Source organism: Streptomyces sp. NPDC002671, from assembly GCF_053592475.1.
Genome location: NZ_JBSFVU010000091.1, coordinates 1 through 10,703, shown reverse-complemented (window position 1 = coordinate 10,703; position 10,703 = coordinate 1). Strand labels below are relative to the sequence as shown.

At 72.2% G+C, this 10,703-nt stretch carries 2 protein-coding genes; both read left to right on the top strand.

Going from position 1 to position 10,703, the window contains the following annotated elements:
- Window positions 1-8,979, top strand: an 8,979-nt coding sequence (locus ACWD35_RS43490) for an SDR family NAD(P)-dependent oxidoreductase (RefSeq protein WP_451356860.1), incomplete at its 5' end; no start/stop codon positions are given.
- A 96-nt stretch (window positions 8,980-9,075) separates the two neighbouring features.
- A partial coding sequence (locus ACWD35_RS43485) for a type I polyketide synthase (protein WP_451356859.1) occupies window positions 9,076-10,703 on the top strand: 1,628 nt, incomplete at its 3' end.

Sequence of the window (10,703 nt, the reverse complement as noted above, 5' to 3'; positions counted from 1 at the left end):
GTGGCCCTGCGCAGCAAGGCCATTCGTGCGCTGTCCGGGCGTGGTGGCATGGTGTCCGTCTCGCTCGGTGTCGAGGACGTAGAGGAGCGGCTGTCGGCTTGGGGTGGTCGTCTGTCGGTGGCGGCGGTCAACGGCCCGGCTGTGGTGGTCGTTTCCGGCGACGCGGACGCCCTGGACGAGCTGCTGGCCGCCTGTGAGGCGGACGGTGTTCGGGCTCGCCGTATCGCTGTGGACTATGCCTCGCACTGCGCGCATGTGGAGGAGATCGAGGACGTCCTCCTGCGCGACCTTGCGGGAATCACCCCGCAGGCGGCGGCTGTGCCCTTCTACTCGACTGTGACCGCCGAGGTGCTGGACACGACCGGCATGGACGCGGGCTACTGGTACCGCAACCTGCGTCAGACGGTCCGCTTCGCCGACACCGTCCGCGCCCTCCTCGACGACGGCTTCCGTCTGTTCATCGAGTCCAGCGCGCATCCGGTGTTGACCATGGGTGTCGAGCAGACTGCTGAGACGTACGTCAACACCTCCGTCACCACGGTGGGTTCGCTGCGACGTGACGAGGGCGGCCTGAAGCGGCTTCTCACCTCCGCCGCCGAGGCGTTCGTCGGTGGTGCGGCTGTTGACTGGGCCGGCCTCTTCGAGGGCACCGGTGCCCAGCGGGTCGAGCTGCCGACGTACGCCTTCCAACACCAGCACTACTGGCTGAAGTCGCCGGCCTCGCGCGTCGGTGACGTAGCTGCGGTCGGCCTCGGCACGGCGGACCACCCACTGCTCGGCGCGGTGGTGTCGCTGGCGGACGCGAACGGGCTTGTTCTGACGGGCCGGTTGTCGCTGGCAGCCCAGCCCTGGCTGGCCGACCACCTCGTGCTGGGCCGGGTGGTGGTTCCGGGGACGGCGTTCGTGGAGCTGGCTCTGCGGGCGGCGGACGCGGCCGGATGCCGGACACTGGAGGAACTGACGCTCCAGGCGCCGCTGGTGCTGTCCGAGTCGGGCGCGGTGCAGGTGCAGGTCGTCGTGGGCGGTACCGACGATCCGGGGCGCCGCGATGTGGGGGTGTACTCACGCGTCGAGGGCGACGACGAGGAATCCTGGACCTGCCACGCCCGGGGTGTGCTCGCGGTGGCCGACGTGGAAGTCGGTGCGGCAGACGATGAGTTGACGGTGTGGCCGCCCGCGGGATCTGTGCCGGTCACGGTGGACGACCTGTACGAGCGGCTCGCCGGGCTTGGGCTCGACTACGGGCCGGTCTTCCGCGGCGTGCGGGCGGCCTGGCGGCAGGGCGAGGACGTGTTCGCCGAGGTCGCGCTCCCGGAGGAGCAGCGTGCGGAGGCGGAGCGCTTCGGCATCCACCCTGCGCTGCTCGACGCCGCGCTGCACGTGACCGGCGTCGGTCACCTGGGCGGCCCGGATGCCGGGGACGGGACGGAGACGGGCTCGGCACGGCTGCCGTTCGCGTGGAGCGGAGTGGCCCTGCACGCCACGGGCGCGTCCACGCTCCGGGTGCGCCTGTCCAGGACGGGCGCGGACGGCGTGTCGTTGCTGGTGGCGGATGCCAATGGAGCGCCGGTGGCATTCGTCGGCTCACTGGTGGGCCGTCCGGTCTCGCCGGCGCTGCTCGACAGTGCCGCGCGGTCGTCGCTGGACTCGCTGTTCACGGTGCGCTGGGAGGCGGTTCCGGGCGTGGCCACGGTGGCCGCCGCGGACGACTGGGCTGTGCTCGGTACGGAATCCTCGTGCCCCGGCGCCCTGCGCGCATCCGCCGGTCGTCTCGCGCCGACCCTCGCCGAGCTGTCCCCGGCTGGGGAAGGGACGTTCCCGCAGGTCGTCCTCCTGCCGTTCCTCTCCACGGCGGATTGGGCCGCGGACGCGGCGGCGGACGAAGTCGCCGCCGCCACCCGTGAGCGGACTCACCGGGCGCTGCACGCCATACAGGAGTGGCTCGGCAGCGCGGCTGCCGCCACGTCGAAGCTGGTCTTCGTCACGTGTGGCGCGATGGCGACCACGGCCGACGAGGATGTGACGGACCCGGCCGTGGCTGCCGTGTGGGGGCTGGTCCGGTCCGCGCAGACGGAGCATCCGGACCGCTTCCACCTGGTGGATGTCGACACCTGGGACGCCACCGCCGACGCGGCGCGCGCGGCACTTGGGGCCGAGGAGCCGCAGATCGCCGTCCGCGCAGGTGAGTTCCGCGCTCCCCGACTGGTCAGGGCGTCCGAGCCGACGGCGGCCGGAGAGGCCGGGGCCTGGGGCGCCGGGGGATCCGTACTGATCACCGGCGCGAGTGGTGTCCTGGGCGGTCTGATCGCCCGCCACCTGGCCGCCGAACACGGTGTACGTCATCTCGTCCTGGTGTCGCGCCGCGGCCGGGACGCCGCAGGCGCGGCCGAACTGGACGCCGAGCTGGCCGCCTTGGGCGCGCAGGCCGTGTTCGAGGCCTGTGACGTGACGGACCGCGAGGCGCTGGCCGGCGTGCTGGCCCGCATCCCCGAGGACACGCCTCTGCGCGGGGTGGTGCACGCGGCGGGTGTGCTGGACGACGGCGTGGTGGACGCGCTCACGCCCGAGCGGGTGGACACCGTGCTTCGGCCCAAGGTGGACGCGGCCCTGCTCCTGCACGAGCTGACCCGCGACCTGGACCTGTCGGCGTTCGTGCTGTTCTCGTCGGCCGCCGCGACCTTCGGCGCGGCCGGACAGGCCAACTACGCCGCGGCGAACACCTTCCTCGACGCCCTCGCCGCCCACCGGCGGGCGCACGGCCTGCCCGCGGTGTCGCTCGCCTGGGGCTTCTGGGCCGAACGCAGCGAGATGACCGGACACTTGGCCGACGCCGACCTGGCCCGCATGGCCCGCGGCGGCGTCGTACCGCTGTCGTCACAGGAGGGACTGGCCCTCTTCGACGCGGCTACCGCCGCGGACGAGGCGCTGCTGGTCCCGGTGCGGCTGGCAGGCTCGCTGCTCCGGGGCGGAAACGGGCCCGTACTGCCGCTGCTGCGCCGGCTGGTCCGTACCCCCGCTCGGCGCGCCGCCGCGGCCTCCGCGACCCCCGCCGCAACGCCCGACGGGCTGGCCGGCGACCTGGCCGGAATGGCGGAGGCCGAGCGGGAGCAGACCGTGGTGGACCTGGTGCGCACCCACGTCGGTGCCGTACTGGGCTACGCGCCGGGCGACGAGGTCGCGTCCGACCGGGCATTCCGCGACCTGGGCTTCGACTCGCTGACGGCGGTGGAGCTGCGGAACCGGCTGAACGCGGCCACGGGCCTGCGGCTGCCCGCCACGCTGGTCTTCGACTACCCCACGCCCGCGGGGCTCGCCCGGCACGTGCTGGACGAGCTGACGGCGACCGACGTTCTGGGCGCCGGCGCGCAACAGCCCGCGCGCACCACCTCCCGAACGGCCACGACGGCGGACGAGCCGATCGCCATCGTCGCGATGAGCTGCCGCTACCCGGGCGGCGTCCGCACGCCGGAGGACCTGTGGTCCCTGCTCACCCGGGGCGATGACGCCATGGCGGCGTTCCCGTCCGACCGTGGCTGGGACCTGGAGGCGCTGTACCACCCGGACCCGGATCACAAGGGCACGGCGTACGCCCGCGAGGGCGGCTTCCTGTACGACGCGGGTGACTTCGATCCGGCGTTCTTCGGTATCTCGCCGCGTGAGGCGCTGGCGATGGACCCGCAGCAGCGGCTGCTGCTGGAGACGTCGTGGGAGGCGCTGGAGCGCGCCGGAATCGACCCGGCGGCGGTGCGCGGCAGCCAGACCGGTGTGTTCGCCGGGATCATGCACCACGACTACGGCTCCATCACCTCGGTTCCGGACGGCATTGAGGGCTACATCGGCAACGGCACCGCGGGCAGTATCGCCTCGGGCCGTATCTCGTACACGTTCGGGTTCGAGGGTCCGGCGGTGACGGTGGACACGGCGTGTTCGTCGTCGCTGGTGGCGCTGCATCTGGCGGTGCAGTCGCTGCGGCAGGGGGAGTGCTCGCTGGCGCTTGCCGGTGGTGTGACGGTGATGGCGACTCCGGCGCTGTTCGTGGAGTTCAGCCGTCAGCGTGGGCTCGCTCCCGACGGCCGCTGCAAGACGTTCGCGGCAGGGGCGGACGGCACCGGGTTCTCCGAGGGCGCCGGCATGCTGCTGCTGGAGCGGCTGTCGGACGCGCGGGCGAACGGTCATCGAGTGCTGGCGGTGGTCCGTGGTTCGGCCGTCAACCAGGACGGTGCGAGCAACGGCCTTACGGCGCCGAACGGTCCGTCTCAGCAGCGGGTGATCCGTGCCGCGCTGGCCAGTGCGGGGCTCTCCGCCGATCAGGTGGACGCGGTGGAGGCGCATGGCACGGGTACGAAGCTGGGTGACCCGATCGAGGCGCAGGCACTGCTCGCGACCTACGGCCAGGACCGGCCCGAGGACCAGCCCCTGCGGCTGGGTTCGATCAAGTCGAACATCGGGCACACCCAGGCCGCCGCCGGCGTCGCGGGTGTGATGAAGATGGTGCTGGCGATGGAGCACGGTGTACTGCCGCAGACCCTCCACGTCGACGAGCCGTCGCCGCATGTCGACTGGTCCGCCGGTGCCGTCGAGCTGCTGACGGAGGCCGTTGAGTGGCCCGAGACCGGACGTCCCCGACGCGCGGGTGTCTCGTCGTTCGGCGCCAGCGGCACGAACGCGCACGTTGTCCTGGAGCATGTGCCGACGCCGGACACGGCGACCGACGACCGCCACGAATCCTCGCCGCCGGTGATGGTGCCGTGGGTGGTGTCGGGTAAGTCGGAGGCCGCGTTGCGGGGGCAGGCCGGGCGGCTTGCCGGGTATGTGCGCGACCGGGCTGAGCTGGCGCCGGTGGATGTGGCGTCGTCGTTGGTGTCGGGTCGGTCGGTGTTCGAGCATCGGGCTGTGGTGTTGGCCGGGGGGCTTGAGGGCTTCGGGGCCGGGTTGTCTGCTGTGGCTTCGGGTGAGCCTGCTGCTGGTGTGGTGCAGGGGCAGGTGGCGCCTGGGAAGCTGGTGGTGCTCTTCTCTGGTCAGGGCAGTCAGCGGGCGGGTATGGGCCGTGAGTTGTATGCGGCTTTCCCGGTGTTCGCCGAGGCGTTTGATGAGGTGTGTGCCGAGTTCGATGGTCTGCTCGGCAGGTCGTTGCGTGAGGTCGTCTTCGAGGACGGCGACGCATTGGATGCGACGGTGTTCACGCAGTGTGGTCTGTTCGCTGTGGAGGTCGCGCTCTACCGTCTGACCTCGTCGTGGGGTGTGACACCTGACATCGTGGGTGGCCATTCGATCGGTGAGATCGCGGCTGCGTATGTGGCCGGGGTGTGGTCGCTGGCGGATGCGTGTGTGTTGGTGGCGGCGCGTGGCCGGTTGATGCAGGCGCTGCCCTCGGGTGGTGTGATGGTGTCCGTTCGTGCACCGGAAGCTGATGTCCTGCCGCTGCTTGCGGGCTTGGACGAGGTAGGTGTGGCGGCGGTCAACGGGCCGTCGTCGGTGGTGATTTCCGGTGCCGAGGCTGCGGTGGTGTCCGTGGTGGAGGAGCTGGAGCGGAAGGGTGTGAAGACCCGTCGGCTGCGGGTGTCGCACGCGTTCCACTCGCCGTTGATGGAGCCGATGCTCGCCGAATTCCGGCAGACCGTCGAGCAGTTGACGTACTCGGTGCCGCGTATATCCGTGGTGTCGAACCTGACGGGTGCGCCGGCCGATGTCTGTGACCCGGAGTACTGGGTTCGGCATGTGCGGGAGGCGGTGCGTTTCGCCGACGGTGTCGCCTATCTGGCGGCGCAGGGCGTGACGGCATGTCTGGAACTGGGCCCGGATGGTGTGTTGTCCGGGATGGGTCAGGACAGTGCCCCGGAGATGTTGTTCGCTCCGGTGCTGCGCAAAGACCGGGACGAGTCCGGTTCGTTGTTGGAGGCGCTGGCCCAGGTGTATGTCCAGGGCCAGAGCGTGGACTGGGCGGCACTGCTTACCCCGGCCCGTCCTCGGCAGGTGGAACTGCCCACCTACGCCTTCCAGCGCGAGCGCTACTGGCTGGAATCGGTGCCGGCCGCGGGTGATGTGTCGTCGGTCGGCCTGGGCGAGGCGGATCATCCGTTGCTCGGTGCGGCCGTGACGCTGCCCGACTCCGACGGCTGCCTGTTCACCGGTCGCGTGTCTGCCCGTACGCAGCCGTGGCTGGTGGATCACGCGGTGCTGGGTGCCGTGCTGGTGCCGGGGACGGCCTTCGTCGATCTGGCGCTGCACGCGGGCGCCCGGTTCGGCTGCACGCGCGTGGACGACCTTGTCCTTGAGGCGCCGTTGGTCCTGCCGGAGAACGGCGGGGTCCAGCTCCAGGTCGTTGTCGGCGGTCCGGACGACGGCGGCCGACGCCCAGTCAACGTGTATGCGCGGCAGGAGTCCGGCGACCCGGACCAGCCGTGGACGCGACACGCGGGCGCCGTCCTGACCACGGGGCCGACCGAGACGCCTGGTCCGGTGTCGGACGAGCCGGGAGTGTGGCCGCCGGCCGGGGCCGAGGCGCTGGACATCGAGGGCATGTACGAGCGGTTCGCGCTGGGCGGGCTGGCGTACGGTCCGGTGTTCCAGGGGGTACGGGCGGCCTGGCGGCGCGGCGGCGAGGTGTTCGCCGACATCGCTCTGCCGGAGGAGCACGTGGCGGAGGCCGTGCGCTTCGGACTCCACCCGGCGCTGCTGGACGCGGCCCTGCACACGGCAGGGCCGGGCGGCCTGGTGGACCAGGGCGAGGAGGACCAGGAGCGGATCAGGCTGCCGTTCGTCTGGAACGGCGTGTCCCTGTACGCCACCGGAGCCGGCCGGGTCCGGGTGCGGCTCGCGTCCGCGGGGACCGACGGGGTGTCGGTCGTCGTGGCGGACGAGTCCGGCCGGCTGGTGGCCTCCGTGGACGAACTGGTGACGCGCCCGGTCACGGCCGAGCAGATCGACACGGCCCGGGGCGCTGCCCTCGGCGAGTCGCTGTTCCGGCTCGACTGGCACGCCATGCCGCTCCCGGTGACCGACATGCCCTCCGCGCTCCGCTGTGCCGTCGTCGGCGAACCGAGCGAGGCCGGTCTGGCCGCCGGCCTGCGGTCGGGCGGCTGGGACGTGGCGACGCATGCGGACCTGAAGAGTCTGGCCGAGGCCCACACCGGCTTGGACGGGGAGGGCGACGACGCTCCTCTTCCGGAGTGGGTCTTCCTCCCCGTGCCGGGCGCTCTCGACACCGGCACCGGCGAGGGAGAGCGGCTGCGGTCCACGGTCGCCGGGACACTGGCGTGGGTGCAGGACTGGCTGGCGGACGACCGGTTCGCCGACGCGCGCCTGGTGATCGTCACCCAGGGCGCGGTGAACACCGCACCGCTCACCAAGGACCCGGCCGAGCAGGCCGTGGGTGACGCGGCCGGGGCCGCCGTCTGGGGCCTGGTGCGCTCGGCGCAGGCGGAGCACCCCGACCGGCTGCTCCTTCTCGACGCCGACGACCCGGTCGAGGCCGCGTCCGGAGCTGTGGCCGCCGCGCTCGCCTCGGGAGAGCCGCAGCTGGCGGTACGCGCGGGACGCGTCCTGCTGCCCAGACTCGTCCGCGCCTCGGAGACCGGACCGGCCGTGCGAAGCGACTCGTCCGTTGCCGGCGGACCGGCCGCGACCTGGGACCCGCGGGGCACGGTGCTGATCACCGGCGCGAGCGGCACTCTCGCCGGTCTCGTGGCCCGGCACCTCGTGGCCGAGCACGGGATACGGCACCTGCTGCTGCTCAGCCGCAGGGGCGCCGAGGCGGACGGGGCGGCGGAGCTGACGGCCCAACTCACCGAGGAGGGCGCCTGCGTGACGTGGGCTGCCTGTGACGTGGCGGACCGGGACGCCCTCCGTACCGTGCTCGCAGGTATCCCCGCCGAACACCCACTGAAGGGCCTGGTGCACGCGGCGGCCGTGCTGGACGACGGAGTCGTCACCTCGCTGACCCCGCAGCGGATCGGCGCCGTGCTGCGTCCGAAGGCGGAGGCAGCCGCCGTCCTCCACGAACTGACGGCCGACGCCGACCTCACCGCGTTCGTGCTCTTCTCCTCCGCGGCGGGCACACTGGGCGCCGCCGGGCAGGGCAACTACGCCGCCGCGAACGCGTTCCTCGACGCACTCGTGACCCGGCGCCGTGCCCAGGGCCTGCCCGGTCTGTCACTGGCCTGGGGGCTGTGGGAGCAGCGCAGCGCGCTGACCGGTGGCCTGGGCGAGGCGGACCAGCGGCGCATGGCCGGCATCGGGCTCGGCGGACTGCCGACGGCCGACGGACTCGCGCTGTTCGATGCCTGCTGCGCCGGCGAGGCCCCCGTGGTCGCCCCGATGCGGCTGGACGTGGCGGCCGTACGGGCGTCACTCCGGGACAGCGGCGGCGAAGTGCCGCATGTTCTGCGGGAGTTGGTGCAGGCGCTGCCTCGGCAGCGGCAGGCCGCGGAGACCGCAGGGGCGGCAGCGGCAGGTCTGCGGGAGCGGCTGGCCGGTGCGCCGGCGGCGGAAGGCGAACGCATCGTGCTCGACGCCGTGCGCCGCAATGTCGCGGCCGTACTCGGCCACGGCGGAATCGAATCCGTAGAACCGGCCCGCGCTTTCAAGGATTTCGGATTCGACTCCCTGACGGCCGTGGAACTGCGCAACCGGCTCAACGCGGTCACCGGACTGCGGCTGCCCGCCACTCTCGTATTCGACTATCCGACCCCGACGGCCCTGGCCGCCTTCCTGCACCAGGAGGTGGCCCCCCAGGGCGCACCCGGCGGTGGCACCGGTGACGTGCCCGTGTCGGTGGGCCTCGACCGGCTCGAAGCCGGGCTGTCGGCCATGTCCTTGGAGGAGATCGGCCGCACCGACGTGATCGAACGGCTGCGGAGCCTCCTCGCGAAATACGGCGACGCACAGGAAGGAACGGAAGGCGCCGATCTCGCCGAGCAGCTCGAATCGGCGACGGACGGCGACCTCTTCAGGATGGTGGACGACCTCGGAATCAGCTGAACCGACCGTCCTGACGTACGAGCGACCACCCTCGGTCGAAGTCGACCCCTTTCCGCCGACTGCCTTGTGGCCGACTGCTTTTGATGGGAAAGCACGATGAGTAACGAAGACAAGCTCCGGGATTACCTCAAGCGGGTCATCGCCGAACTGCACCAGACGCGGCAACGCCTGCAGGAGGCGGAGACCGCGGACCACGAGCCGATCGCCATCGTGGCGATGAGCTGCCGCTACCCGGGCGGCGTCCGCTCCCCGGAGGAGCTGTGGCAGCTGGTGTCCACCGGCGCCGACGCCGTTTCGGGCTTTCCCGAGGACCGCGGCTGGGACGTGGAGGGGCTCTACGACCCGGACCCGAACGCCGTCGGCAAGAGTTACGCGCGCGAAGGTGGCTTCCTGCACGCGGCCGGCGACTTCGACCCCGCGTTCTTCGGCATCTCGCCCCGCGAGGCCCTGGCCATGGACCCCCAGCAGCGGCTGCTGCTGGAAACCAGCTGGGAGGCCTTCGAACGCGCGGGCATCGATCCGGCCTCGGTACGCGGCACCCGCACCGGTGTCTTCACCGGCGTCATGTACCACGACTACGGCGCCGGCCTCGACGCCGTGCCCGCCGGCCTCGAGGGCTACCTCGGCAACGGCACCGCCGGCAGCATCGCCTCCGGTCGAGTGTCCTACACGCTCGGTCTGGAAGGCCCGGCCGTCACCATCGACACGGCCTGCTCGTCGTCCCTGGTCGCCCTGCACTGGGCCGCCCAGGCCCTCCGCCGGCGCGAGTGCATGCTCGCGCTGGCCGGTGGCGTCACGGTGATGTCCACTCCCGGCACCTTCGTGGAGTTCAGCCGCCAGCGCGGCCTCGCCCCCGACGGCCGCTGCAAGCCGTTCGCCGCGGGCGCGGACGGCACCGGCTGGGGCGAGGGCGTCGGCATGCTCCTGCTGGAGCGCCTGTCCGACGCGCGCCGCAACGGCCACCCCGTGCTTGCTGTCGTCCGGGGCTCCGCCCTCAACCAGGACGGCGCGAGCAATGGTCTGACGGCGCCGAACGGGCCCTCTCAGCAGCGGGTGATCCGGGCGGCTCTTGCGGACGCGAGGCTCTCCGCCAAGCAGGTCGACGTGGTGGAGGCGCACGGCACGGGCACGACTCTGGGTGACCCGATCGAGGCGCAGGCGCTGCTGGCGACCTACGGCCAGGACCGGCCGGAGGGCCAGCCCCTGCGCCTGGGCTCCATCAAGTCCAACATCGGGCACACCCAGGCCGCGGCCGGCGTCGCCGGGATCATCAAGATGGTGCAGGCGATGCGGCACGGGCTGCTGCCGCAGACGCTGCACGTGGACGAGCCGTCGCCGCACGTCGACTGGTCCGCGGGCGCGGTCGAGCTGCTCACCGAGGCCACCCCGTGGCCGCAGGCCGAGGAACCCCGCCGGGCCGGTGTGTCGTCCTTCGGTATCAGCGGCACCAACGCCCACATCATCCTCGAAGAGGCTCCCGCCGAGGCTCCGGAGGACGAGCCGACCGGGGCCGTCGTGCCGCCGGTGGTGGTGCCGTGGATGCTGTCGGGCAAGTCCGAGGCCGCGCTGCGGGCCCAGGCGGCAGAGCTGGCCGCCCATGTTGCGGAGCTGTCACCCGTGGACGTCGGCTTCTCGCTGGCGACGGGGCGGTCGGTGTTCGAGCACCGGGCTGTGGTCCTGGATGGTCTGCCGGGTGTTGAGGCGCTTGCCGAGGGCCGTGAGGT